This is a genomic window from Alishewanella sp. HL-SH06, from assembly GCF_052656265.1.
Genome location: NZ_CP199752.1, coordinates 845,063 through 869,155, shown reverse-complemented (window position 1 = coordinate 869,155; position 24,093 = coordinate 845,063). Strand labels below are relative to the sequence as shown.

At 45.6% G+C, this 24,093-nt stretch carries 29 protein-coding genes and 1 pseudogene; 14 read left to right on the top strand and 16 right to left on the bottom strand.

Annotated features, from left to right (window positions below):
- Positions 1-66: 66 nt before the first annotated feature.
- The 3 genes from rpsI to zapE all read right to left on the bottom strand — a co-directional run bounded on the left by rpsI (position 67) and on the right by zapE (position 2,195).
- Positions 67-459, bottom strand: a complete 393-nt coding sequence (gene rpsI, locus ACUJFK_RS03925; protein WP_019675270.1) for a 30S ribosomal protein S9 — start codon at positions 457-459, stop codon at positions 67-69.
- Positions 460-471: 12 nt separating this feature from the next.
- A complete protein-coding gene (gene rplM, locus ACUJFK_RS03920) occupies positions 472-900 on the bottom strand; it encodes a 50S ribosomal protein L13 (RefSeq protein ID WP_226749376.1) in 429 nt (142 codons plus the stop codon).
- 203 nt (positions 901-1,103) lie between these two features.
- A complete protein-coding gene (gene zapE, locus ACUJFK_RS03915; RefSeq protein WP_445426146.1) occupies positions 1,104-2,195 on the bottom strand; it encodes a cell division protein ZapE in 1,092 nt (363 codons plus the stop codon).
- A 123-nt stretch (positions 2,196-2,318) separates the two neighbouring features.
- Between zapE and ACUJFK_RS03910 the strand changes: the two genes are divergently transcribed.
- From ACUJFK_RS03910 to ACUJFK_RS03900, 3 genes are all read left to right on the top strand, one after another.
- The gene (locus ACUJFK_RS03910; RefSeq protein WP_226749374.1) at positions 2,319-2,759 is read left to right on the top strand and encodes a YhcB family protein; all 441 of its coding nucleotides are present in this window, start codon (positions 2,319-2,321) and stop codon (positions 2,757-2,759) included.
- An 89-nt stretch (positions 2,760-2,848) separates the two neighbouring features.
- On the top strand, positions 2,849-4,201 hold the full coding sequence (locus tag ACUJFK_RS03905) for a Do family serine endopeptidase (RefSeq protein WP_229584860.1): 1,353 nt from the start codon (positions 2,849-2,851) through the stop codon (positions 4,199-4,201).
- A gap of 93 nt (positions 4,202-4,294) precedes the next feature.
- Positions 4,295-5,380, top strand: a complete 1,086-nt coding sequence (locus ACUJFK_RS03900) for a trypsin-like peptidase domain-containing protein (protein ID WP_445426145.1) — start codon at positions 4,295-4,297, stop codon at positions 5,378-5,380.
- Between the two features lie 89 nt (positions 5,381-5,469).
- On the opposite strand, the pseudogene murA reads toward ACUJFK_RS03900, so the two are convergent.
- From murA to mlaF, 7 genes and pseudogenes are all read right to left on the bottom strand, one after another.
- Positions 5,470-6,724, bottom strand: a pseudogene (gene murA, locus ACUJFK_RS03895) (UDP-N-acetylglucosamine 1-carboxyvinyltransferase).
- 8 nt (positions 6,725-6,732) lie between these two features.
- Positions 6,733-6,990 carry a BolA family protein gene (locus ACUJFK_RS03890; protein WP_306177207.1) on the bottom strand — a complete coding sequence of 86 codons (258 nt, stop codon included), beginning with the start codon at positions 6,988-6,990 and terminating at the stop codon, positions 6,733-6,735.
- A 9-nt stretch (positions 6,991-6,999) separates the two neighbouring features.
- Positions 7,000-7,293 carry an STAS domain-containing protein gene (locus tag ACUJFK_RS03885; RefSeq protein WP_226749369.1) on the bottom strand — a complete coding sequence of 98 codons (294 nt, stop codon included), beginning with the start codon at positions 7,291-7,293 and terminating at the stop codon, positions 7,000-7,002.
- A gap of 3 nt (positions 7,294-7,296) precedes the next feature.
- A complete protein-coding gene (locus tag ACUJFK_RS03880; RefSeq protein ID WP_445426144.1) occupies positions 7,297-7,962 on the bottom strand; it encodes an ABC transporter substrate-binding protein in 666 nt (221 codons plus the stop codon).
- On the bottom strand, positions 7,962-8,426 hold the full coding sequence (gene mlaD, locus ACUJFK_RS03875) for an outer membrane lipid asymmetry maintenance protein MlaD (RefSeq protein ID WP_226749367.1): 465 nt from the start codon (positions 8,424-8,426) through the stop codon (positions 7,962-7,964). The genes ACUJFK_RS03880 and mlaD overlap by 1 nt, the downstream gene beginning before the upstream one ends.
- A gap of 3 nt (positions 8,427-8,429) precedes the next feature.
- Positions 8,430-9,212, bottom strand: a complete 783-nt coding sequence (gene mlaE, locus ACUJFK_RS03870) for a lipid asymmetry maintenance ABC transporter permease subunit MlaE (protein ID WP_306177208.1) — start codon at positions 9,210-9,212, stop codon at positions 8,430-8,432.
- Positions 9,209-10,012 (bottom strand): phospholipid ABC transporter ATP-binding protein MlaF, encoded by an 804-nt coding sequence (gene mlaF / locus ACUJFK_RS03865; RefSeq protein ID WP_445426143.1) that lies wholly within the window; start codon positions 10,010-10,012, stop codon positions 9,209-9,211. Before mlaF ends, mlaE begins: the two co-directional genes overlap by 4 nt.
- Before the next feature lie 287 nt (positions 10,013-10,299).
- Here mlaF and ACUJFK_RS03860 point away from each other — a divergent pair, with 287 nt between their 5' ends.
- The 11 genes from ACUJFK_RS03860 to ACUJFK_RS03810 are packed head-to-tail and all read left to right on the top strand — an operon-like array spanning position 10,300 to position 18,012.
- Positions 10,300-11,277, top strand: coding sequence for a calcium/sodium antiporter (locus ACUJFK_RS03860; RefSeq protein ID WP_445426142.1), 978 nt, complete (start codon positions 10,300-10,302; stop codon positions 11,275-11,277).
- An 8-nt stretch (positions 11,278-11,285) separates the two neighbouring features.
- A complete protein-coding gene (locus ACUJFK_RS03855) occupies positions 11,286-12,257 on the top strand; it encodes a KpsF/GutQ family sugar-phosphate isomerase (protein ID WP_226749363.1) in 972 nt (323 codons plus the stop codon).
- 1 nt (position 12,258) lies between these two features.
- Positions 12,259-12,813: a 3-deoxy-manno-octulosonate-8-phosphatase KdsC gene (gene kdsC / locus ACUJFK_RS03850; RefSeq protein WP_445426141.1), complete on the top strand. Its 555-nt coding sequence runs from the start codon at positions 12,259-12,261 to the stop codon at positions 12,811-12,813.
- A complete protein-coding gene (gene lptC / locus ACUJFK_RS03845; RefSeq protein ID WP_306177210.1) occupies positions 12,810-13,364 on the top strand; it encodes an LPS export ABC transporter periplasmic protein LptC in 555 nt (184 codons plus the stop codon). Before kdsC ends, lptC begins: the two co-directional genes overlap by 4 nt.
- Positions 13,354-13,845: a lipopolysaccharide transport periplasmic protein LptA gene (gene lptA / locus ACUJFK_RS03840; RefSeq protein ID WP_226749360.1), complete on the top strand. Its 492-nt coding sequence runs from the start codon at positions 13,354-13,356 to the stop codon at positions 13,843-13,845. The genes lptC and lptA overlap by 11 nt, the downstream gene beginning before the upstream one ends.
- On the top strand, positions 13,842-14,564 hold the full coding sequence (lptB, locus tag ACUJFK_RS03835; RefSeq protein ID WP_445426140.1) for an LPS export ABC transporter ATP-binding protein: 723 nt from the start codon (positions 13,842-13,844) through the stop codon (positions 14,562-14,564). Before lptA ends, lptB begins: the two co-directional genes overlap by 4 nt.
- A gap of 48 nt (positions 14,565-14,612) precedes the next feature.
- Complete coding sequence (locus ACUJFK_RS03830; RefSeq protein ID WP_445426139.1) at positions 14,613-16,100, top strand: RNA polymerase factor sigma-54; 1,488 nt, start codon at positions 14,613-14,615, stop codon at positions 16,098-16,100.
- Between the two features lie 25 nt (positions 16,101-16,125).
- The gene (gene hpf / locus ACUJFK_RS03825; RefSeq protein ID WP_226749357.1) at positions 16,126-16,413 is read left to right on the top strand and encodes a ribosome hibernation promoting factor; all 288 of its coding nucleotides are present in this window, start codon (positions 16,126-16,128) and stop codon (positions 16,411-16,413) included.
- 6 nt (positions 16,414-16,419) lie between these two features.
- Entirely contained in the window at positions 16,420-16,893 is a 474-nt protein-coding gene (gene ptsN, locus ACUJFK_RS03820) for a PTS IIA-like nitrogen regulatory protein PtsN (protein ID WP_226749948.1), read from the top strand.
- On the top strand, positions 16,890-17,747 hold the full coding sequence (gene rapZ, locus ACUJFK_RS03815) for an RNase adapter RapZ (RefSeq protein WP_226749356.1): 858 nt from the start codon (positions 16,890-16,892) through the stop codon (positions 17,745-17,747). The genes ptsN and rapZ overlap by 4 nt, the downstream gene beginning before the upstream one ends.
- Entirely contained in the window at positions 17,737-18,012 is a 276-nt protein-coding gene (locus ACUJFK_RS03810; RefSeq protein ID WP_226749355.1) for an HPr family phosphocarrier protein, read from the top strand. Before rapZ ends, ACUJFK_RS03810 begins: the two co-directional genes overlap by 11 nt.
- Positions 18,013-18,047: 35 nt before the next feature.
- Here the strand turns inward: ACUJFK_RS03810 and ACUJFK_RS03805 are convergent, their stop codons facing one another.
- Genes ACUJFK_RS03805 through ACUJFK_RS03780 form a run of 6 tightly spaced genes read right to left on the bottom strand, consistent with a single transcriptional unit; the run spans position 18,048 to position 23,907 of the window.
- Positions 18,048-18,431 (bottom strand): Na+/H+ antiporter subunit G, encoded by a 384-nt coding sequence (locus ACUJFK_RS03805; protein ID WP_226749354.1) that lies wholly within the window; start codon positions 18,429-18,431, stop codon positions 18,048-18,050.
- A gap of 8 nt (positions 18,432-18,439) precedes the next feature.
- On the bottom strand, positions 18,440-18,709 hold the full coding sequence (locus ACUJFK_RS03800) for a K+/H+ antiporter subunit F (RefSeq protein WP_226749353.1): 270 nt from the start codon (positions 18,707-18,709) through the stop codon (positions 18,440-18,442).
- Entirely contained in the window at positions 18,703-19,239 is a 537-nt protein-coding gene (locus ACUJFK_RS03795) for a Na+/H+ antiporter subunit E (protein ID WP_226749352.1), read from the bottom strand. The genes ACUJFK_RS03800 and ACUJFK_RS03795 overlap by 7 nt, the downstream gene beginning before the upstream one ends.
- The gene (locus ACUJFK_RS03790) at positions 19,236-20,759 is read right to left on the bottom strand and encodes a monovalent cation/H+ antiporter subunit D (protein WP_226749351.1); all 1,524 of its coding nucleotides are present in this window, start codon (positions 20,757-20,759) and stop codon (positions 19,236-19,238) included. The genes ACUJFK_RS03795 and ACUJFK_RS03790 overlap by 4 nt, the downstream gene beginning before the upstream one ends.
- Positions 20,756-21,112: a Na+/H+ antiporter subunit C gene (locus tag ACUJFK_RS03785; protein ID WP_226749350.1), complete on the bottom strand. Its 357-nt coding sequence runs from the start codon at positions 21,110-21,112 to the stop codon at positions 20,756-20,758. The genes ACUJFK_RS03790 and ACUJFK_RS03785 overlap by 4 nt, the downstream gene beginning before the upstream one ends.
- Complete coding sequence (locus ACUJFK_RS03780; protein ID WP_445426138.1) at positions 21,112-23,907, bottom strand: monovalent cation/H+ antiporter subunit A; 2,796 nt, start codon at positions 23,905-23,907, stop codon at positions 21,112-21,114. The genes ACUJFK_RS03785 and ACUJFK_RS03780 overlap by 1 nt, the downstream gene beginning before the upstream one ends.
- Positions 23,908-24,093: the final 186 nt, after the last annotated feature.

The window sequence follows — 24,093 nt, the reverse complement described above, 5'->3', positions numbered from 1 at the left end:
CAATAACTAAGATTGCAGACATAAAAAAAACCCGGTAAAAACCGGGCTTTTCGACATACCAGCGAATTAACGCTTTGAGTACTGTGGACGCTTACGTGCTTTACGCAGACCGACCTTCTTACGTTCAACTTTACGAGCATCACGCGTTACAAAGCCTGCTTTACGCAGTGCTGGACGCAGTGACTCGTCGAACTCCATCAGTGCACGGGTAATACCGTGACGGATAGCACCGGCTTGACCGCTGATACCACCACCTTTAACAGTGATGTATAAGTCGAATTTCTCGACCATATCAACCAGTTCTAACGGCTGTTTAACTACCATACAGGCAGTTTCACGGCCGAAGTACTCGGTCAGAGCGCGCTGGTTGATAACGATGTTACCTGAACCAGCTTTTAAGAAGACGCGGGCCGTTGAGCTTTTACGACGACCAGTTCCGTAGTATTGATTCTGTGCCATGTTATGCTCCGATTAAATATCTAAAATTTGCGGTTGCTGAGCCGAATGTTGATGCTCTGCGCCAGCGTAAACTTTTAACTTACGGAACATAGCGCGACCTAATGGGCCTTTTGGCAACATGCCTTTGATAGCAGTTTCCAAAACCATTTCTGGTTTCTTAGCAATCAATTTCTCGAAACTGATTTCCTTGATACCACCTGGGAAACCTGTGTGCGAGTAATATGTTTTTGCCTTAGCTTTATTACCAGTTACAACGACTTTCTCAGCATTAACAACGATGATGTAATCACCGGTATCAACGTGTGGCGTATATTCTGGCTTATGCTTACCACGTAAACGGGATGCGATTTCAGTTGCGATACGACCTAAAGTTTTGCCGTTTGCATCAACAACGTACCAGTCGCGGGTTACGCTTTCTGGTTTTGCAGTAAAAGTTTTCATCTAAACCTATTCCAAAAATAACTTAAGTTACACCTGACACTGTGCAGGGCTGATGCAGCAATGTCGTTATCGCACCCCTTCGAATGCAAAAACCGCCGGGCTAACGGCAGTATGAGGCTGTAACGTCGGCCGGGCGCGGATTATATATTAAACAATCTTAAAAATCAGCATTCATTTGCAAAAAAATTAACGGTTCAGCACATTTAAGGTAAATGTTCACTGGCCAGATAATCGTGTGACTGCATTTCTTGTAAGCGACTTAAGCAGCGCTTAAATTCAAAGCTGAGTAAACCGCCCTGATAAAGCTGCTCTAACGGCACTGTTGCAGAGATAATCAGCTTTACATGCCGCTCATAAAACTCGTCAACCAGTGCTAAAAAGCGCCGAGCGACATCGTCATTTTGTTGTCCCATCGTCGATACACCCGACAATAATACCGTATGGTACAGCCGGCTTAACTCGATGTAATCGTATTGACTGCGCGCCGTCTCGCATAACTCATTAAAGCTAAACCACACGATACCATCGGCTTCGGCCCTCGTGGTTAATAAGCGGTTGGCGACTTCAATTTTTACTGCTTGCTGACGAGGCTCAACTGATAACGCATGAAAATACTGCTGTAAATTAATGTCAGCTTGCTCATCTAGCGGATAATGATAAATCTCGGCCATTTCTAAAGTGCGTAAACGATAATCAATGCCACTATCGACATTGACAATTTTGGTGTAGCGCTTGATAAGTTCAATTGCAGGTAAAAAGCGTGCTCGCTGCAAACCATTGCGATATAAACCGTCTGGCTCGATATTTGACGTGGCCACTAAGGTAATGCCGCGCGCAAACAAGGCTTGCATTAAGGTGCCTAGAATCATCGCATCGGTAATGTCCGAAACAAAGAATTCATCAAAGCAAATAATATCGGTTTCCGCTTTAAAACGATCGGCAACCTTTTCGAGCGGATCGCTCACCCCTTTTAATGACTTTAATTCATCATGCACTCGGTGCATAAAGCGGTGGAAATGCACACGCATTTTACGTTTTGTCGGTAAACATTCAAAGAACGTATCGACCAAATAGGTCTTACCGCGGCCCACGCCTCCCCAGAAATACAAACCGAGTAAAGGGCTATCGCTCTGCGTTTTTCCGGTCAATTTTTGCCAAAAACTCTGTTTTGCTGGCGTGCGACTGATAAAATCATCAAACAATCGCTGTAGTTGCTTAACCGCATTTTCTTGAGCAGCATCAAGATGAAAATCAGGGCGTAACAGATCTTGTTGATATTTTTCTAGTGGCGTCATGGTCTTTAACTTGAAAGTAACGAAACGAAACCTTAAATATGAGGCATAATAGTAACATGCCTTACCACCTTGTATAAGAAGTTAGGGTACACTAAGTAAAGTATTTCATCGTTAGGAGTAAGCATGGACTATACATCGGTTTTAATTGGGCTGGTTGTAGGTTTATTAATTGGTGCGGCCATTAGCCGGATCATTAGCCTGAAACAATTTGGCCAACACAAGCTGCAACAAGAATTAGACGAAAGCCGCAAACAACTGACGCAGTATCGCAAAGATGTCTCAGAACATCTGGAGACAACCAATCAGTTAATGAGCCAGCTGCAGGATAATTATTCACGCATTGCGCGTCATGTGCAGCAATCGAAAATGCAACTGGTTGAGCAGCCGACCAGCCCAAGCGATGAAGTAAATTATTTTGCTGCGGATACCACATTACATATTAAACAATCGTTACATCAACTGAATGAGCGTCGCAGAGAACACTCAGAAATTGGTGAGCAACCGCGTGATTACTCTGGTCAAGCCAGCGGCTTGATTAAAGAGCGGCCAAGTAAAGGCGAATAGAAAACTTTTACCGTTAGTGCGCGACTGCTCAGAACTTTTTTGAGGTGCGATGCTCTTAGTGACACTGTCATATAAGGAGACATTACGCGATGAACCAGAAATTTTCTTTGCTTAGCGCTGCCGTGTTAGCAGCCATGTTGTTGGCTCCTGCATCCCCAGCACACGCCAGCTTACCGTTTTTCGGAAAAGAAGAGCAGCAAATGCCTTCGCTGGCGCCAATGCTTGAACAAGCCACACCCGCTGTCGTCTATGTTTCTGTTGCGGGTAGCCGTGAAGTACGCCAGCGTATGCCTGAAGCTTTTCAATACTTTTTCGGCCAGCGCGGCCAAGGTGAAATGCGCCGTGAGCAACCCTTTCGTGGTTTGGGTTCAGGTGTCATTATTGATGCCAAAAAAGGCTATATCGTCACCAATAACCATGTTGTGCAAGATGCTTCTGAAATTCAAATTCGTTTAAAAGATGGCCGTACCTTTACCGCAAAAAAACTGGGTTCCGATCCAGAAAGCGACATCGCTTTATTGCAAATTGAAGCCGATAACCTGGTTGAGTTACCTCTAGCAGATTCTGACAAACTGCGGGTGGGTGATTATGCAATTGCCATCGGTAACCCCTTTGGTTTAGAACAAACCGTCACCTCTGGCATTATTAGCTCACTCAGCCGCAGTGGCTTAAATGAAGGCTTTGAAGATTTTATCCAAACTGATGCCGCTATTAACAGTGGTAACTCGGGCGGCGCTTTAGTGAACTTACGTGGCGAACTGATCGGCATTAACACGGCTATTTTAGGGCCTAATGGCGGTAATGTCGGCATCGGCTTTGCTATCCCCGCCAATATGATGAAAAACTTGGTTGAGCAAATTGTTGAATTTGGTGAAATTCGCCGTGGTAGCTTAGGTATTCGCGGTAATGATGTTAATTCTGAGTTGACCAAAGCATTAAATCTGAATGTCAGTCGCGGCGCCTTTGTCGGCGAAGTGCTGCCAGACAGCGCCGCAGCGAAAAGTGGTTTGAAATCAGGGGATGTGATTGTCAGTATGAACGGCAATCGTATTCACAGCTTCAATGAATTACGTGCCAAGGTCGCCACGCTGGGTTCAGGCCGTGAAGCCATTTTAGGCGTACTGCGTGACGGTAAAGAACGCGACATTAAAGTCGTACTGCAAGAGACCACCAGTGGCCAGGTTGCGGCGACACAATTGCACCCTATGCTACAAGGTGCAACCTTAAATAATGCTGACAAAGGCGTGGAAGTCAGTAGCGTGGAAGCGGAATCACCCGCGGCACAAATTGGCTTACGCCAAGGCGATATTATTACTGGGGTTAACCGTCAACGTGTGAACAACCTTGCCGAGCTACGTCGGTTATTAGAAAAACGCGATGGTGGCGTTGCCGCGCTATATATCCAACGTGGTAATGATCAACTGTATATCTTGATCCGTTAAGCGCTTAATTTAGGCAGGTGGTAGCTGAACGCTACTGCCTGTGCTAAAAAAATGCTATGCTAAACGCATTCATCTTTAGGCAGAAGCGACATTGTGCGCAACCTTTTGTTATTTATTTTAAAAAGTAGCGCATACGGCTTAGCGCTCGCCTTTATTCTTATCTTGTTTTTCCCCAACATCGCTCGGGTTGACTTGTCTTTATTGCAAGCACCTCGTGCCGAGCAAAATACCGCGCCGGTTTCTTATAACCATGCGGTACGACGTGCTGCGCCAGCGGTGGTCAATGTCTACACACGCAGTCGAATTGTCGATCCCCGGTCGTTACAACCCCGCACCATTGAACGGCAAGAGTTAGGTTCAGGTGTCATTATGTCGGCGCAAGGCTATATTCTGACTAATTATCATGTGGTGTATGGTGCCGATCATATTGAAGTGGCTTTGCAAGACGGTCGCTGGCTAGAAGCCGTGTTAATCGGTCAAGATGAAGTGTCTGATTTAGCCGTGCTTTATGTACAAGCCGACAACTTACCGGTGATCCCGCAAGATCCTAACATCGAACCGCAAGTTGGCGATCTGGTATTAGCTATCGGTAACCCACTTAATTTAGGTCAAACCATCACGCAAGGTATTATCAGTGCTAATGGCAACCATGGGTTAAGCTCTCGAGGCTATCCTGACTTTATGCGAATGGATGCCGCCATTAATAAAGGCAATTCAGGCGGTGCACTGGTAAACAGTAATGGCACCTTGGTTGGCATTAATGCTGCCGCATTCCAAGTACAAAATCAGGATATCCAAGGTATTTTCTTCGCCGTGCCCTATCAACTCGCCCGTATTATTATGGAAAAGCTCATTAAACATGGTCGGGTTACACGCAGTTATTTGGGCGTTGCCGGTCAAGCTGTAATCAACGCTGCGGGTGATCCTTTATTTTCTTCTGGCCAAGCGCTGTATGGTTTGCGCTTAAGTGAAGTCACCAGTAATGGCCCTGCGGCAATGGCTGGCTTACAAGCCAATGACATTATTTTGGAAATTGCCGGACAACACTTTCAAGATATGCGGCATGCGTTAAACTTTATCGCTGAAACGCCCCCCGATACCGAGTTACAAATCACCATCGACCGTAACGGTGAGCGTATGGTGATCCCAACCATCGTTAGGGAACAGCCGCGCCGCTAAATGCGCACATAAGATGCATCAGCTGATTTAATCAGTTTTAAGCAATAAAAAACCGCATTTCTGCGGTTTTTTTAGTTACAAGCAAACGCTTAACCGTTTACTCGCTCAATGTGCGCACCTAAACCTTGTAGTTTATGTTCGATTTGTTCATAACCACGGTCGATATGGTAAATGCGATCCACCACTGTTGTGCCTTTTGCCACTAACCCCGCAATCACTAAGCTTGCTGAAGCGCGTAGGTCGGTAGCCATAACCTGAGCTGCAGTTAACGATGGGCTGTGCTGACAAACTGCTGTATTTCCTTCTAAGCGGATTTTCGCGCCCATTCGTTGTAATTCAGGTACATGCATAAAGCGATTTTCGAAAATCGTTTCAGTGACGACACCAACACCTTCAGCTACCACGTTTAATACCGTAAACTGGGCTTGCATATCTGTTGGAAAGCCTGGGTGAGGCACCGTTTTAACATCTACCGACGTTAACTTTCTTCCGGTCATGTTTAAACGGATCCAATCGGCACCCGTTGTCACTTCAGCACCGGCTTCACGTAATTTCTCTAGCACAACTTCTAGGTCGCTTGGTGCTGCTTGTAAACAGGTAATATCGCCACCGGTTACCGCCGCTGCAACTAAAAAGGTGCCTGTTTCAATACGATCAGGCAGAACACGGTGCTCCCCCCTGTAACGCAGGCATGCCGTCAATCACTAAGGTGTCTGTACCAGCACCGCTAATTTTCGCACCTAGGGTATTGAGATAATTCGCTAAATCAACAATCTCTGGTTCACGAGCCGCGTTTTCAATGACCGTACGACCATCGGCTAAGGTCGCCGCCATCATCAAGTTCTCGGTGCCTGTCACACTGACCATATCCATTACTAAGTGCGCGCCTTTTAAACGCTTAGCCTGAGCTTTGATATAGCCGTTTTCAACCGTGATCTCTGCGCCCATTTTACGCAAACCGTCAATATGTAAATTGACAGGTCTGGCACCGATAGCACAGCCACCAGGCAAAGAAACCTCGGCTTGACCAAAGCGAGCCAATAAAGGGCCTAGCGCTAAAATAGAGGCACGCATGGTTTTCACCAAGTCGTACGGAGCAAATTGATTACTAATTTGGCTGGCATCAACAATTACGACATCCGCATCACACTCAACCTTGGCGCCAAATAGCTGCAACAGCTTAAATGTCGTTTCGATATCTTTGAGTTTGGGTACATTGCGAATGGTGGTAGGTTGCTCAGCTAATAAGCTTGCAAACAGAATAGGCAGGGCGGCATTTTTTGCGCCCGATATCACGACTTCACCTTGTAGTGGGCCGTTGGCAGTAACTAAAAACTGTTGCATAGTGGATCTCAGAGCGGAGGGTTTAAAAGTTTTTCTCTGCGCCACTGCTGCGGCGTAAAGGCCTTAATACTTACTGCATGCATACTGCCATCAGCAATCGCTGCCATTAACGGGCTGTAGACAAGCTGCTGTTGTTTAACGCGGCTTAAGCCGTCAAAACAATCACCTACGGCAGTGACTGCGTAATGTGAGCCGTCAGCTTTAACATAAACTTCTGCTAGTTGCAGATGTTCTTTTAACAGTTGCTCTATCTGAGCAATTTCCATAACTACACCTTAATTGGTTATAGGCAAAATGTCGGTCACCGCACTTACTTTAGCAAGTGAAAGTAGCTGTGCCGGCACCTTGATAATTTCAATTTTTATTTTCAACGTCTTGGCGCGTGCAATCTGCTGGATCAGCCAAGCCAACCCTGCCGAGTCTACATTGGTTAACGCCGAGAAATCAAAGATTACCTCACCCTGCAACTTATTTAACAACGTGAAGGGTGAATGCATCATTAACGTATCGCGATCGAGTTCGCCACTAAAAAACAGCGTTTGATCGGTTTGGCTGATTGCTAATGCCACCTGTTACTCCGAAGTGCTTGCACTATCATCGTTGGCTAACTTAACCGGCTCTTTAGATTTTTCTTTCAGCAACTCAGTCACACTGGCCAAACCTTGCTGTCTGATCAAGTTATTTAATTCGGCGCGTTTGCTATCGAGTAAAGAAATACCTTCGGCGATTAAATCGATCACCAACCATGTTTCCGCATTGCGTGGACGGCGTAATTTAAAATCAATAACGATGTCAGGCTTACCTGGATCCATCACCCGAGTACGAATAGTGATAATACTTTGATTACCAATCACTTTAGATGGCTCAATCATCACTTTTTGTTCTTTGTAATAGGTTAAAGCTCCCGCGTAAGAACCAATCATATATTGTTCAAAGGCTTTCACAAAATCATCAAAAGCTTTTGGGTCTTTACGAATATCAACGGTACGGCCAACGACGATCGCCGCAGCATAACGGCTATCAATATAAGGTAATAATTCTTCTTGCACTATCACCCGCAAATGTTCTAAATCTTGGTTAATGATCGGCTGATCTGTTTTCACCCGATTAAAGGTTTTGTCTGCAACCACTTCGATCATTTTGTAAGGATCGGTATAAGTTTCGGTAGCTTGCACAGGTAAGACTAAACCTGCAGTTAATAGCAAAGACACACTCACCTTTTGCAATAAAGCTCTCATTAATTCCCCCGATTGAATAAAAACTGCCCAATTAACTCTTCGAGCACGATTGCTGAACGCGTGTCTTCAATGGTATCACCGTTACCTAACATCAATACGGTGTCATCGACAAACCCAGGTAACAAGCCAACATATTGTTCACCTAATAAGCCTGAGGTTAAAATCGCCACTGAACTCGTTTCAGGAAAGTTACTGTACTCAGCGTTAATTTCTAACTTAACCACTGGCGTGTAACTGACGCGATCTAATTCAATTGAGCCAACACGGCCAACAATCACGCCACCCACCTTAATAGGTGAACGCACTTTTAAACCGCCAATATTGTCAAACTTGGCATACAAGGTGTAAGTTTGCGAAGCACCACCAAAACCGGTATCAGCTACTTTTAAGGCCAACATTAAAAAGGCCGCACAAGCCAAAACAATAAAGCCGCCAACTAAAATTTCAATTTTACGCGTGGTCATTTTTTATCCACCAAACATTAATGCAGTTAATATAAAATCAAAGCCCAAAACAGCCAATGATGCCGTGACTACCGTTTGAGTGGTGGCACGGCTAATACCTTCCGAGGTCGGGATGGCATCAAAACCTTTGTGTAATGCAATCCAGATCACTACGAGTGCAAACACTGCACTTTTTATTACACCATTTAGCACATCCTGATACAGGTCAACGTTAGCTTGCATAGCAGACCAATAGCTACCTGCATCGACACCTAGCCATTCTACACCAACCAAATGGCCACCTAATATGCCCACAGCATTAAATAGCAATGCCAGTAATGGCATGGCAACGACCCCCGCCCAAAAGCGTGGAGCGATAATACGACGCAGCGGATCAACTGCCATCATTTCCATACCGGATAATTGCTCAGTCGCCTTCATTAAGCCAATTTCTGCGGTAAGCGCGCTACCGGCACGACCCGCAAATAACAGCGCGGTGACCACCGGGCCTAACTCGCGCAGCAAACTTAGCGAGACTAACGGGCCTAACATACCCTCTGCGCCAAACTTTACTAAAACGTTATAACCTTGCAGTGACAGCACCATGCCGATAAACAAGCCGGACACGAGGATAATCATCAACGACAACACGCCAATGACATACAATTGTTTGATAAACAACGGGAAGCCTTTACGGAAATCGGGCTTACCCACTATGGCACCAAATAACATGATACCTGCACGACCAAAACCACTGATGGTGCTGAGCGTTTGATGGCCTATTTTTTGTAATCTATTTGCGATCACTTGCCGAGCTCCATTAATTCATCTTCATAAGCTGCAGCTTTATAATGAAAGGGCACTGCCCCGTCTGCATCGCCATTTAAAAATTGCTGCACTAATGGCGATGGATCGGCACGTAATTGCTCTGGCGTACCTTGGCCAATCACGGTTTTATCTGCCACAACATAAACGTAATCGGCGATACTCATGACTTCTTTTACATCATGCGATACCACGATAGACGTTAAACCCAAGGCGTTATTAAGTTCGCGGATCAGCCGCACAATAACTCCCATTGAAATAGGGTCTTGCCCCGCAAAAGGTTCATCGTACATGATTAACTCAGGATCTAAAGCGATTGCCCGAGCTAATGCAGCACGTCTTGCCATACCACCGGATAATTCCGCTGGCATCAAATCACGTGCACCGCGTAAACCTACCGCTTCCAATTTCATTAAGACAATTAATCGAATTAACGACTCTGATAAACGGGTGTGTTCACGAAGTGGAAAGGCCACGTTGTCAAATACCGATAGTTCGGTAAATAGGGCACCGCTTTGAAACAGCATGCTCATCTTTTTACGGGCTTGATATAAAGCTGAACGTGACAATTTAGGGATATTTACGCCATCAAACATAATATTGCCGCTGTCTGGGATCAATTGACCACCAATGAGTTTTAACAGCGTTGTTTTACCAATGCCGCTAGGCCCCATAATGGCGGTAACTTTTCCCCTGACAAACTGCATAGACATATCGCGGTATATCACTCGTTCTCCGCGTGAAAAGCTCAGGTTTTGGATATCGACCAACACATCAGACAACGTTATTTCTCCAGTTCTCTTTGCAACCAGTCAGCTCTCGTTAAACGGGCAATCTTGCTAAGGGCGCGCATGTTATATACATTCATAACAGTTTACAATATGAGCAAAGTGGCAAAGTGTGCTTATTGTAAACGCTATGAGAGAGTAAGTCGTGGCAATAATTCGAAACGAACAGCAGGTATTTTCGAATAATGCTTGGCGTAGGTGTTTTTACCGAGGTTTTTTTGCATTTAACAGCAAGAAACGGGAAAATACCCTTTTTAACTGTTAAGCAGACAACGGACACCATGATATCACCTTTGTTATTAGCCATTATCTTCGTTATCGTCGGACTCGTATTGCTGATTTGGAGTGCTGACCGTTTCGTATTCGGCGCATCATCTGTTGCCCGCAATAGCGGTGTTTCGCCAATGTTCATCGGATTAACGATTGTTGCGATGGGTTCATCCGCGCCAGAAATGTTGGTCTCGGCAACAGCCGCAGCACAAGGACGACTCGACACCTCGGTTGGTAACGCTTTAGGTTCCAATATCACAAACATCTTAATGGTCATTGGTGTTATTGCCCTATTCAAACCGATTACGGTTGCCTCATTAACCCTGAAGCGCGAATTTCCGTTAATGCTGTTTTTCACCTTTGTTGGATATTATTTTTTATCAGACCATAACTTAACGCGGGCTGAAGGTATTATCTTGCTTATCGCTTTTTTCAGCTTTATCAGTTTGTTGGTGTACTGGGGTAAGCATGCCAGCCCAACCGATCCGCTTATCAGCGAAATTGAATCAGAAATTCCACTACCAACCTCTACTCTAAAGGCGGTGTTTTGGGTTATCGCCGGCTTAGTGTTGTTATTAGCCAGCTCTCAGTTATTGGTTCAGGGTGCAGTCACCATTGCCCGTTATGCTGGAATGAGTGATTTAATCATCGGCTTAACAATTATTGCTATCGGCACCAGTTTGCCCGAACTCGCCGCAAGCGTCATAGGCGTAATAAAAGGCGAAGATGATCTGGCGCTGGGCAATATTATCGGCTCAAACATTTTTAACATTTTAGCCGTGTTAGGCTTAGGCGCAGTGATTGGGCCTTCAACACTCGATATTAATGCCGGTACGCGGGATAGCTACGTGATGATCGCGGCGGCCTTTGCACTGTTATTAATGTCAATACGTATCGGCAAGCAACAACGTATCAATCGATTAGAAGGTGGCTTGCTTTTAAGCGGCTTTATTGGCTACCAATATTTGTTATTTACTCATTTGGCGTAAACTTGGTTATGACCACAAAGACTTTCCGTGAACAGGCTTTAGCGGTATTACGCATCGAAGCCGAAGCCGTTCGACAACTCGAACAATATCTTAATGATGATTTTGAGCGCGCTTGTCAGCTGGTACTCGATAATAAAGGTAAAGTTATCGTCAGCGGTATTGGTAAATCTGGCCACATTGCCAACAAAATAGCGGCAACCCTCGCCTCTACAGGCTCTCCGGCTTTTTTTGTGCATCCAGGCGAAGCGAGCCATGGTGATTTGGGCATGTTATCAAAAGACGATATCGTTATCGCCATCTCCAATTCTGGTGAAACAGCAGAATTACTGACCATAGTGCCAATTATCAAACGCATGGGTATTCCACTGATCGCCATGACCGGGAAAGCAGATTCTACGTTAGCGCGCTTGGCCGATATTCACTTATGTGTAGCTGTACCTCAAGAAGCTTGCCCACTTGGCCTAGCGCCCACCGCCAGCACCACGGCGACACTGGCGATGGGTGATGCCTTGGCTGTCGCGGTGTTAGATATTAGAGGCTTTTCAGCCGATGATTTTGCGTTATCACATCCCGGTGGCAGCCTTGGTCGCAAGTTATTGTTGCGATTAGAAGATTTAATGCATAAAGAGAATTTGGTGCCTATCGTACCGCAAGAGGCCAGCATTAAAGATGCCTTATTAGAGATTTCACGCAAAGGGCTCGGCATGACCACCGTGGTCGATGCACAAGGTCGCTTAGCTGGGCTTTTTACAGACGGTGATTTACGACGTATTCTTGATCAACGTATTGATATACACAGCACCTCTATTGCCAAGGTGATGACGGTCAATTGCATTACGGTTAAAGCAGAAATGCTTGCCGCAGAAGCGTTAAATATTATGCAGCAACGAAAAATTAATGGCCTGATCATTGTTAACGAGCAGCGCGAGCCAATCGGCGCCATGAATATGCACGACTTACTGCGAGCAGGAGTAATGTAACATGGACTTATATCGCCAGTTGTACCAAGCTATCAGTGATACTAACGCCAGCCGCGCGGCAGATATTAAATTACTTATCTGTGATGTCGATGGCGTATTTTCGGATGGGCGCATTTACTTAGGTAATCAAGGTGAAGAGCTAAAAGCCTTTCATACCCGGGATGGCTATGGCATTAAAGCACTGCGCCAAGCTGGCATAGAAGTAGCCGTGATCACAGGGCGACAATCGGCCATTGTGGAGCAGCGTATGAAATCGCTAACTGTGCCCTATATTTATCAAGGGCAAGAAAATAAAACAGCTGCATTTCAAGCGCTGCTCGCTGAACTGCAATTAGATGCCAGCCAAGTCGCTTATATCGGTGATGATTTGGCCGATTGGCAAGTCATGCAACATTGTGGCTTAGCCGTCGCGGTAAAAGATGCACATCCTTATTTGCGAAAGCATGCCCATTTAGCCACGTCATTACCTGGCGGCTTTGGTGCAGTGCGCGAATTATGCGATCTGTTACTGATTGCGCAACAGCGATTTTTACAATTTGATGGCAGCAGCTCATGAGAAAGTTTTTTGTGCTCATCGTCATGTTACTCGTGATAGTCGCGGGCTACCTGTGGTTGAATCCCAGCGTTGAGCAAGTGGATCTGCAAGTGGATCGAGAATTTCAACCGGATTACATTGCTGAAAATGTTACCTTGCGCATCTACGACAATGAGGGCTATATTGCCGATCACGTGCAGGCGCTGAAATTAGAGCATTTTGAACAGCTCGGCTTTACGCAGTTTGATCAACCGCGCTATACCCTGTTTAATAAAGCACATCAGCCTGCTTGGGAAATCAGTAGCTTACAAGGTGTCTGGTTTCCTGAAGATAAGATTATTTTGGAAAACCAAGTGGTTTTGCAAAACAAACAAACCCTAGGTTTAGTAGAACGCGTTGAAACGGCCTCATTACAACTGATGTTGCCTGAAAAAAGTATTCATACGCATGAAATCGTTCAGATCACCGGCGCCGGTTTTTTCATTAAAGGGCAAGGTATGCATGTCGATTTAACAAAAGAAACCATACAATTGCAAAAGCATTTAGAGACGGTATATTTCAATGAAAATTAATAGCTTAATGATTGTTTTGGCCTTTTTTTCTGCCGTTAGTTTGGCCGCCGAACCGGATCATAAACAGCCCATCTCGGTCGATGCAGATAAAACCTTAGCCTCATTAATTGACAGCATTGCCAGTTATGCCGATAACGTTGTCGTACGTCAGGGGTCCATGTTGATCAAAGCAGACAAACTTGAAGTCGACGCCAGTGCTGGTAAAGGTAAAGAGGTGTTTATTACAACAGGCTCACCGGCGACCTATTCACAAACACTGCAAGGTGATCGTCCTGTAACCGCTCAAGCGAATGAGATCCGATTTGACCGTGCCAGCCGAATTTTAACGTTATCGGGTAATGCCGAAGTGATGCAAAGCGGTAGCTTAGTACGCGGTGCCGTGATCCGTTACAACATTGAATTACAACAATTAAGTGCTGAAGGTGAGCAAAATCGTCGCGTTACCACGATTTTCACCCCAGAAAACAAGGACAATCCATGAAGTTAGTGGTCTCGCACCTCGCCAAAAGCTATAAAAGCCGGCAGGTAGTGAAAGATGTCAGCTTAGAGGTCAATGCAGGGCAAATCGTCGGTTTATTAGGCCCTAACGGTGCAGGTAAAACAACAACCTTTTACATGATTGTTGGCTTAGTTCCCTCGGATAAAGGCACCATTACCCTCAACGAGCAAGATATTACTTTTGCTCCGATCCACCAACGTGCCCGCGCCGGCATTGGTTATTTACCGCAAGAAAGCTCGATTTTTCGTAAATTGACTGTGCATGAAAACTTATTGGCCATTTTGCAAACCCGCAAAGATTTAAGCACGCAACGCCGCGCTGAAATTGCCGATGATTTATTAGAAGAATTTCATATCGGCCATATCCGCAACAGTTTAGGGATGGCGTTATCTGGTGGCGAGCGTCGTCGGGTTGAGATCGCGCGGGCACTAGCCGCTGATCCCGCTTTTATTTTATTAGACGAACCATTTGCTGGGGTTGACCCGATTTCAGTACTTGATATCAAAAAAATCATTCAACACCTCAGCCAACGTGGCATTGGTGTTCTCATTACTGACCATAATGTGCGTGAAACGTTAGATGTTTGTGAAATCGCTTATATTGTCAGTCATGGCGAACTGATTGCAGCCGGTTCTCCGCAAGATGTTCTAGCAAATCAGCAGGTGCGTGATGTATACCTAGGTGAGCAATTCAGGCTATAGTAAAGAAGATAGAACGCAACTGCGCATTCAGGAGAGAATTACAGGTACATGAAGCCCTCTTTGCAACTCCGCCTAGGACAACAGCTTACCATGACGCCACAACTGCAACAGGCGATACGCCTATTACAGTTGTCCACCATTGAGCTACAGCAAGAAATACAGGAAGCGTTAGACGCGAACCCGTTACTCGAAGGCGATGATGATTTCGAACGTCAGCCAGATGAGGTTGATCACAGTCTTGGCAATATCAATCGCGATACCCTTGACGATCCACGCAACAAAAACTCAGAGCAAAAAGACGCAGCCGATCGCGATACCAGCGATGATCTGAATAAACAAAACATCCAAGAAGATTTACCGCTAGATAATAACTGGGATGACTTAGTCAGTGCCGCCCCTGTTAGCAGTGGCAACATGCCTGATGACGATATGGTGTATCAGGGTGAAACCAGCGATACCCTGCAAGATTATTTACGTTGGCAAATGCAACTCACGCCCTTTTCTGAAATCGACCGGGCTATTGCTGAGATCATTATTGAAGCCATCGATGACAATGGTTTTTTAAGTATCAGCTGCGAAGAAATACTCGACTCACTGCAATCTAACGAGGTCGAGGCCGACGAAGTTGAAGCCGTGATTAAACGCATTCAATTATTTGATCCGGTCGGGGTTGGCGCGCGCTCGGTGCAAGAGTGTTTACTGGTGCAGTTACGGCAGTTTGAGCCAACTACCCCCTATTTAAATGATGCAAAACTCATTATTAGCAACTATACCGAATTTTTAGCGAATAGAGACTTTCGTTCTTTGATGCGCGTGACTAAACTCAAAGAAGAAGAGTTAAAGGAAGTCATGCAGTTGATCCACAGTTTAAATCCACGGCCTGGTGCTGATGTGATTAAACAAGAGCAGCAATATGTTATTCCTGATGTCACGGTGACAAAAGTAAAAGGTCGCTGGCAAGTCGAATTAAACGCTGACGCTATGCCCAAAATACGGATCAATCAGCAATATGCGGCGATGAGCAAAACCGCTAAAAATACCGCTGATACGCAATTTATTCGTTCGCACTTGCAAGAAGCTAAATGGTTTTTAAAGAGCTTAGAAAGCCGAAACGATACTTTACTCAAAGTAGCCAATTGCATTGTGCAGCAACAACAAGCCTTTTTTGAGCATGGTGAAGAAGCCATGAAACCGATGGTATTGAATGATGTTGCAGAAATGGTCGGTATGCATGAGTCGACTATCTCACGCGTCACCACTCATAAATATATGCATACACCACGTGGAATTTTTGAACTTAAGTTCTTTTTCTCCAGTCATGTTAGTACAGAGAGTGGTGGTGAATGTTCTTCCACTGCCATTCGTGCTTTTATTAAAAAATTGGTGGCGGCAGAAAATCCGGCAAAACCGCTAAGTGACAGTAAAATGGCGGAAATTTTGTTAGAACAAGGGATAAACGTGGCTAGGCGAACTATCGCTAAATACCGCGAATCGTTGTTTATTCCGCCGTCAAATCAACGAAAGACCCTGCTGTAAGTGTCTTAACTAAAAGGAAGAGTCTATGCAAATCAATTTAACAGGCCGTCACGTCGAAATTACCGAAGCCTTAAAAGATTATGTCGAGAATAAATTTGCTAAGCTAGAGCGTCATTTCGAGAACATTAATAATGTACATGTCATCTTAAACGTGGAAAAATTACAACAGATTGCCGAAGCTAAAATCCATCTCACCGGTGGCGAAGTGTTTGCGGTGTCTGAGAACGAAAACATGTATGCTGCGATTGACCAGTTAATAGACAAACTCGATCGGCAGGTCATTAAACACAAAGAAAAACTGTCACGACACTAAGACATTATTATGAATTTAAACGCAATGTTAGCGGAGAACTGCACGAAAAGTGCAGTTCTATTTAACAGTAAAAAACGTATCCTCGAATATATCGCCGAACTGGCTCACCAGCAGCTTCCCGAACTATCTGAATACACCATTCTTGAAGCCTTAATGACCCGTGAAAAACTCGGTTCAACCGGCATCGGTGGCGGTATCGCCATTCCTCACGGCAAACTTGACTGCGTAACTCAACCGATTTTGGTGTTTGTGGTCAGTAAAGACCCTATCGCGTTTGATGCGATAGATAACCAAGCCGTCGATATTTTTTGCGCTATTTTAATACCTACTGAGCAATGCCAAACGCACCTAAGTACGTTATCCGGTATTGCCAAATTGTTGAGTCAGAAAGACTTAACCAAAAAAATCCGCCATGTCGAGTCAGATGAACAACTGTATCAGCTACTACTCGACTATAGCCAAAAAACAGGTGAGTCATGAAACTACTCGTCGTCAGTGGTCGCTCAGGCTCTGGCAAATCGGTTGCTCTGAGAGTCATGGAAGATCTCGGCTATTACTGCGTCGACAATCTCCCGGTTAATCTATTACCGACTCTGGCAACTGCAGTAATGGGCCAATATGAACGCGTTGCCGTGAGTATTGATGTACGTAACTTACCGAGCGATCCCGATGAGTTATCAGACATTTTGTCATATCTGCCGCGCAAGCTGGAACTGACGATTTTATATTTGGATGCGGATCACACCACGCTAATTAAGCGCTTTAGCGAAACGCGTCGCTTGCATCCGCTATCCCATCAAGCGATGTCGCTCGATGAAGCCATTTCACGTGAACAACAGTTATTAGATCCTATCTCTAGCCGCGCCGATTTATATATCGATACCACTGAGCTGAATGTGCATCAGTTGGCCGAGCAATTACGTGAGCGGATCTTAGGCCAAAAGACCGGCCGTTTAGTGATACTCTTTGAGTCCTTTGGTTTTAAATATGGTATTCCAAAGGATGCCGATTTTGTGTTCGATGCGCGGTTTTTACCCAACCCACATTGGGAGCCGGATCTGAAACCGCTCACAGGTTTAGATCAGCCAGTTAAAGATTACCTCGCCTCACAAGACGTGGTGGCAAAATATACGTGGCAGATCAATACCTTTATTGCCAGCTGGTTACCCCATCTCGAGCGTAACAATCGCAGCTACTTAACGATAGCGATTGGTTGCACCGGTGGCCAGCATCGTTCAGTGTATATCGCACAAAGCCTAGCCGAAACCTATCGCAGCCAGCGCGAAGATGTACAAATTCGCCATCGGGAATTAGTCAGACATCATGGCCGATAAGTTAGCTGCAACAGTCACGATTATTAATGCCCTAGGCCTACACGCACGTGCCGCCACCAAGCTAGTGCAGTTAAGCCAGCAATTTGATGCCAAAGTAGAATTAGTGCAAGAAGATGGTAAAACAGCAGATGCCGGCAGCGTACTGGCCTTGCTGATGATGGCCAGTAGTAAAGGTAAAACCCTTACAGTGACCACCGAAGGCCCTGACGCTGCTGAAGCATTAGACGCGATTACTTTATTAATTAATACCGGTTTTGGCGAATAGCGTAAAGCTTGTGCTTTACGCTATTGTTAGGTTTTTTAGGGTAAATTCGACTTAATATGCGAGCGGCTGCTGTTTTGTAATTGCCCTCGCTTCAGTTCTTGCTCACCTGTAGTACGCGCAATCGCCTCAGTCTGATGATGCAGGGCAGCTTTAATGAGCATATGTGCACTGATTGGCGCGGTGATTAATAAGAAGATAGTAATCAACAATTCATGCACGCTGATCTCACCGGGTGCCGCACTAAAAAATAACATCGAACCTAACAAAATACCGCCCATACCCAAGGTGGTCGCCTTAGTTGGCCCATGTAAGCGCATAAAAAAATCGGGCATCCGCGTTAAACCAATCGAGCCAATTAACACAAAGCTGCCTCCGAGTAATAAAAAGAAGGCAATTACCCATTCCATCCAATTTTGCATAGTCTCTCCTATTCGATGATATCGCCACGTAATAAAAACTTACACACGGCCACCGTGCTGACAAAACCTAACATGGCAATTAATAACGCGGCTTCAAAATACAATGAGGTGCCCATCAGCAGGCCATATAAGATGATCAGGGCAATGCTATTGATATACATGGTATCGAGCGCTAGGATGCGATCTGGCAAGCTTGGGCCACGTACTAAACGCCATAGGTTAAGTATCAAAGCCAAACTGATCATACCAAAGACTAAAAAGATAACATTCTCTAACATTGAAAGATCTCCTTTAGCGGGGCTTCATAGCGCGATTTGATTGAAGCAATCAGTTCTGCTTCGTCTTCCAAATTCAGTACATGAATCAACAACCAACGCTGTTTTACTTCCTCACCTTCTGCCAGCATTTCTTTAGTCGGGTAAATGTCCGCGCTTACCGTGCCTGGGGTCATTGACACGGTACTGGCCAAAATGGTGATGGGCAGTTCATGCTGTAAATCCAGCGGCACACGCACAAAAGCGGGTTTTAACCGTTTTGTCGGCCCTAAAATTAATATCGCGACCTGCGCATTTGCAGTAACAATATCCATCAAAACCATAAGAATATAACGTAGCGCCAAAATGGGGCGTTCAATCAACGGCTGAGGATCTCGGAACTTGGCACTGATCCAAGGGATTAATAACGCCAACACGAAACCAAAAAACAGATGCACTGGCGCGACACTTTGATTGAGAAGTAACCATACTAAAAACAACAACACGCTGCGATACGGTGTTGGCAACCAGCTGTAACGAGGTTGTAATCTCATTGAGCACCTCCAGACACGCTAGATTCAAGTAAAATCGTGGAAATCGTTTGTGACACGTCTTCAAGCTGCACCGCTGCCGCCACACTTAACTCGGTGAAAGGCCCGGCAAACACCACCAACATGGGGCTAGCTAACAGCAACAATGACACGGCAAAAACCTGCAGCGGTAAGGCTTTATCCCCACCCGACTCTGAACCGGTAACGCGCCAAAACAAAATACTGCCAGCTCGTGATAAGCCAATTAACACCATCAGGCTACTCAGCAGCACCACTGACCATAACAGGACTTGCTGTAATGGCGTAACAGCCGATTGCAGGATCATCAGCTTTCCGATAAAGCCCGATAACGGCGGTAAGCCCGCTACCGTTACCGCAGCAGCAAAGAACAGGCTACCCAGCAATACCGGTTGAGCTACACGGCGCCCAGACACTAAGCGATCACCGGCTTTACCACGTTGATTAGCAATCATGTCGGCCAATAAAAATAAGGCACCGGTCACTAAGGTGGAATGTACGGTATAATAAAGCACGGCAGCGTTGGCAGCGGTGTTTTGCATTGCCACTAAACACACTAAAGTACCCACTGATACGATAACCAAATTGGCCACCACCTTGCGAAAATCCAAGCTGCCCATCACCCCTATGGCTCCCAGCACAATGGTTGCTAAGCCAAAGGGCCATAACCAATTCATACCTAAACCCGCTAAAGGCCCAGCAGACTCACCAAAAATCGTGGTGTACACGCGAAGCAAAGCATAGACGCCGATCTTCGTCATCACCGCAAATAATGCGGCTACAGGAGGAGACGCTGCAGCGTAGGTGTCAGGTAACCAAAATTGTAATGGCAAAACGGCTGCTTTTAGCGAGAAAACGATCAACAGCAATAAGCCGCCGGCTTTGACTAACAACACATCTTCAGGTGGTAAGGTTGAGACTTTTAAAGCCATGTCGGCGATATTAAGGGTACCTAAAGCACCGTATAAAATAGCCAGCGAAAATAAGAATACCGCCGAACCGGCCAGGTTCAATACCACATAATGCACAGCCGCTTTAGTTTTGTTTTTACCACCCGCGTGGATTAACAAGCCATAAGAGGCAATCAGCAACACTTCGAAAAACACGAACAAGTTAAACAAGTCGCCGGTTAAAAAAGCGCCATTAATTCCCATAATTTGGAAGTGAAACAGCGGATGAAAAAACGAACCGCGCACATCCTCTCCTGCCGCACCATAACAAATCGCCGCCAGAGCTAAAAAGGTGGTTAAACAAACCATCACCACACTAAGGGTATCGGCAACAAGAATAATACCAAAGGGCGGCTGCCAATCGCCTACAGCATAAAAGGTTAAACCGTTTTGTTGCGTTTCCCACAACAAGCAGCAAGCAATAATCAATTGTAATGCCGTAGCAACAATACTCACTAAACGCCGCCGATTAGGCACATAGTGCACCGGGGGTAGCATAATGATAATGGCGGTTAAGATGGGTAATAAAATGGGAGCAATAATCAAATGGCTCATGCGCCGTTCTCCTTACGACGACCGTCACTATCAGGCAATTTACCATCGACATGGTCATTACCCAGATCTGAGCGCGCGCGAATGGCTAAAATAACTAAGAACGCCGTCATAGCGAAACCAATGACAATAGCGGTAAGCACCAAGGCTTGAGGGAGCGGATCAGCATAATTTTCAGACATCCCCAATACCGCAGCACCTTGTAAGTTAAGCCGACCGGATGAAAATAAAAATAAGTTCACGGCATAAGACAACATGGTTAACCCCATGGCTACCGGAAAGGTTCGGCCGCGTAACATGAGAAAGACGCCACAGGCAGTCAGAAAACCAATACAACAAGCTAACAAGGTTTCCACTAGATCGTCTCCTTATGCACCGGACGGTGCAAGGTCGTCATTTTACCTAAACTCGATAAAATCAGCAGTGTCGCGCCGACCACGGTTAGATAAACCCCTAAATCAAATGCAATTGCACTGGCCAGTTCTAACTCACCTAGGATAGGCAGATGGAAATAATCAAACCATGATGTTAAGAACGGTCGACCAAAAGCAAAGCTTGCCACACCCGTAACAAGGGCGATCAATAAACCGATTGCGATAACACGTTGATATTCAATATCCATCCGTGATTTTACCCAATCCACACCGTGAGCAATGTATTGCAGGATCAATGCCACTGAGGTAATTAAGCCTGCAATAAAGCCCCCACCGGGTAAGTTATGACCACGGAAGAAAATATACACCGACACCATTAATGCCAATGGCAGCAAACTTTGTGACACTGTCGCTAATAACAACGGATGGCGCTCGCGACTCCAAGGCCGTCCATCACCATCACTACTGGGTTTAAATAATGGAATACGTGTTAACAATTTGAAGATACCCAAGGCAGCAATACCCAATACGGCAATTTCACCGAAGGTATCAAAACCACGGAAATCCACTAAGATCACGTTAACCACGTTGGTACCGCCACCACCGGTTTTGGCATTCGCTAAGAAGAAATCAGAAATAGAGGTAAAGGGCCGCGTCATCACCGCATAAGCCCAACTGCCAATCACAATACCCACTAGACTCGCCAAGCTGATATCACGGATCACTCGAGAGGGTTCAGACTGACTCGGTGTTTTATGCGGCAAGAAAAATAAGGCTAACATCAACAAAATTACTGTAACAACTTCAACCGACAGCTGTGTTAGCGCGAGATCGGGTGCGGAGAAACGGGTAAAAGCAATCGATACCATCAGCCCCACGACCGAAATCATCAACAGCGCCACCACGCGTTTACGATGCCAAATCACTGTGGCCAAAGCACTGATCAGCAGTAATGCGGCACCCGTGGCGTTTACCGCATCAATCGGTAACTCTTCACGACCACCGGAAAGTACCGACACATCCAACAACGGCAGGCCAGCCAGTATGACTACTGCTGACAATAAAAACACCATGTAACGCTGTAAAGAGCCATTATCGAGCCATTCATAAAAATACCGGCAATAACGATTAACGGTTTTAATGGCCAATTCAAAACTGTTCAGTGCATCTAAACCTGGCAAGCTATTTTGAAAATCAAATAAACGTTTCCGATAACTGTAGATCAGTAAACCACCGCTAATCGCTACCACACTCATAAACAATGGCAAATTGACACCGTGCCACAGCGCTAGACTATAGGCAGGCACTTCTCCGCCTAACACTGCGCCCGCTGCAGATTGCAATAAGGCCCCCACTGCCCAAACCGGAAACAGGCCAATAACAATACACAGCACTACTAAAATTTCGACCGGCAAACGCATAAGATGCGGCGGTTCATGCGGTGTTTTTGTTAAGCCCCGTGGCTCACCATTGAAAAATACATCGTGAATTAATCTTAACGAATAGGCGACAGAGAATACCGCAGCAATCGTTGCTAACAATGGAATAAGCCAAGACAGTGCCCCGAGTAAATGCTGATCCAGTGTTTCGGCTAAGAACATTTCCTTAGATAAGAAACCATTCAGTAACGGAATACCGGCCATCGACGCAGCCGCTATCATCACTAAAGTACCGGTAATCGGCATGTAGGCCCACAAACCATTAAGTTTTCGCATATCACGCGAGCCGGTTTCATGGTCAATAATGCCCGCCGCCATAAACAAAGAGGCTTTGAAGGTAGCATGATTAATGATATGAAAAATCGCGACCACCGCCGCTAACTCTGTTCCCATCCCCAATAGTAGGGTGATTAAGCCTAAATGGCTGATGGTGGAATAAGCTAATAAGCCTTTTAAATCATGTTTAAATAACGCCAAATACGCGCCAACTAACAAGGTGGCTAAACCGGTTAAACTGACCAAGATAATCCACAAGTCAGAACCGGCCAACGCCGGATAAAACCGCGCCATTAAGAAAATACCGGCTTTTACCATAGTGGCAGAGTGTAAGTAGGCACTCACTGGCGTAGGAGCTGCCATGGCATTGGGTAACCAGAAATGAAATGGGAATTGCGCTGATTTGGTAAAACAGCCCAATAGAAACAACACTAATAAAATAGGATACCAGCTGTGTGCTAGCAAAATGTCAGCACTGGCTAAAATCACATCGAGATCATAGCTGCCAACAATACGGCCAATTAATAACAGCGCCGCTAATAAACAAAGACCACCGGCACCTGTGATGGTTAGCGCCATCCTGGCGCCGCGCCGCGCTTCCGATTTATGCCACCAAAAGCTAATCAGCAAAAAGGAGCTGATACTGGTGAGCTCCCAAAACAACCAAAGCTGTAGCACATTGTTGGATAACACAATGCCCAGCATCGCGGTCATAAAGAACATCAAAAAAGTGTAGAAACGCGGCATCGAATCAGCTGCAGAGAGATAAAAGCGCGCATAGAGGATAATCAGCAAGCCAATACCTAAGATCAGCAAGCTAAATAAATAGGCTAAGCCATCGAGTCGCAAAGCAACATCCAGGCCCAGTACCGGCACCCAAGCCAATGAAAAACGCAGTGTTTCACCGGCGAAGACCGCAGAGGTTTGGTTTAACAACAAAATAAAAGCCAAAGCTGGAGGTAGCGCCGTTAACAACGCACAGGCACTACGCGACCATTTTGCTGTCAGCATGGGTACGCTAATACCACACAGCGGTAACAGTAGGATCCATAACAAAGTCATAAGGTTTTTGCTTCCTCGTTAACGTTCACAGACCTGACACTCCTCACTGCTGCATTCATTAGACCATTGAAATACTGCTGATGTTAATCAGCCATTTATCACGTGTAATACGTTTGGCAGATGACTTGCTCGAGCAACAGAGGTAGGCAGAAAAACAAATTGTCAGGAAAACTGCGAATATTTATA

Coding starts and splice junctions, on each gene's coding strand:
- rpsI (WP_019675270.1), bottom strand. CDS start 459: ATGGCACAGAATCAATACTACGGAACTGGTCGTCGTAAAAGCTCAACG.
- rplM (WP_226749376.1), bottom strand. CDS start 900: ATGAAAACTTTTACTGCAAAACCAGAAAGCGTAACCCGCGACTGGTAC.
- zapE (WP_445426146.1), bottom strand. CDS start 2,195: ATGACGCCACTAGAAAAATATCAACAAGATCTGTTACGCCCTGATTTT.
- ACUJFK_RS03910 (WP_226749374.1), top strand. CDS start 2,319: ATGGACTATACATCGGTTTTAATTGGGCTGGTTGTAGGTTTATTAATT.
- ACUJFK_RS03905 (WP_229584860.1), top strand. CDS start 2,849: ATGAACCAGAAATTTTCTTTGCTTAGCGCTGCCGTGTTAGCAGCCATG.
- ACUJFK_RS03890 (WP_306177207.1), bottom strand. CDS start 6,990: ATGGAAATTGCTCAGATAGAGCAACTGTTAAAAGAACATCTGCAACTA.
- ACUJFK_RS03880 (WP_445426144.1), bottom strand. CDS start 7,962: ATGAGAGCTTTATTGCAAAAGGTGAGTGTGTCTTTGCTATTAACTGCA.
- mlaD (WP_226749367.1), bottom strand. CDS start 8,426: ATGACCACGCGTAAAATTGAAATTTTAGTTGGCGGCTTTATTGTTTTG.
- ACUJFK_RS03860 (WP_445426142.1), top strand. CDS start 10,300: ATGATATCACCTTTGTTATTAGCCATTATCTTCGTTATCGTCGGACTC.
- ACUJFK_RS03855 (WP_226749363.1), top strand. CDS start 11,286: ATGACCACAAAGACTTTCCGTGAACAGGCTTTAGCGGTATTACGCATC.
- kdsC (WP_445426141.1), top strand. CDS start 12,259: ATGGACTTATATCGCCAGTTGTACCAAGCTATCAGTGATACTAACGCC.
- lptC (WP_306177210.1), top strand. CDS start 12,810: ATGAGAAAGTTTTTTGTGCTCATCGTCATGTTACTCGTGATAGTCGCG.
- lptA (WP_226749360.1), top strand. CDS start 13,354: ATGAAAATTAATAGCTTAATGATTGTTTTGGCCTTTTTTTCTGCCGTT.
- lptB (WP_445426140.1), top strand. CDS start 13,842: ATGAAGTTAGTGGTCTCGCACCTCGCCAAAAGCTATAAAAGCCGGCAG.
- ACUJFK_RS03830 (WP_445426139.1), top strand. CDS start 14,613: ATGAAGCCCTCTTTGCAACTCCGCCTAGGACAACAGCTTACCATGACG.
- hpf (WP_226749357.1), top strand. CDS start 16,126: ATGCAAATCAATTTAACAGGCCGTCACGTCGAAATTACCGAAGCCTTA.
- rapZ (WP_226749356.1), top strand. CDS start 16,890: ATGAAACTACTCGTCGTCAGTGGTCGCTCAGGCTCTGGCAAATCGGTT.
- ACUJFK_RS03810 (WP_226749355.1), top strand. CDS start 17,737: ATGGCCGATAAGTTAGCTGCAACAGTCACGATTATTAATGCCCTAGGC.
- ACUJFK_RS03805 (WP_226749354.1), bottom strand. CDS start 18,431: ATGCAAAATTGGATGGAATGGGTAATTGCCTTCTTTTTATTACTCGGA.
- ACUJFK_RS03800 (WP_226749353.1), bottom strand. CDS start 18,709: ATGTTAGAGAATGTTATCTTTTTAGTCTTTGGTATGATCAGTTTGGCT.
- ACUJFK_RS03795 (WP_226749352.1), bottom strand. CDS start 19,239: ATGAGATTACAACCTCGTTACAGCTGGTTGCCAACACCGTATCGCAGC.
- ACUJFK_RS03790 (WP_226749351.1), bottom strand. CDS start 20,759: ATGAGCCATTTGATTATTGCTCCCATTTTATTACCCATCTTAACCGCC.
- ACUJFK_RS03780 (WP_445426138.1), bottom strand. CDS start 23,907: ATGACTTTGTTATGGATCCTACTGTTACCGCTGTGTGGTATTAGCGTA.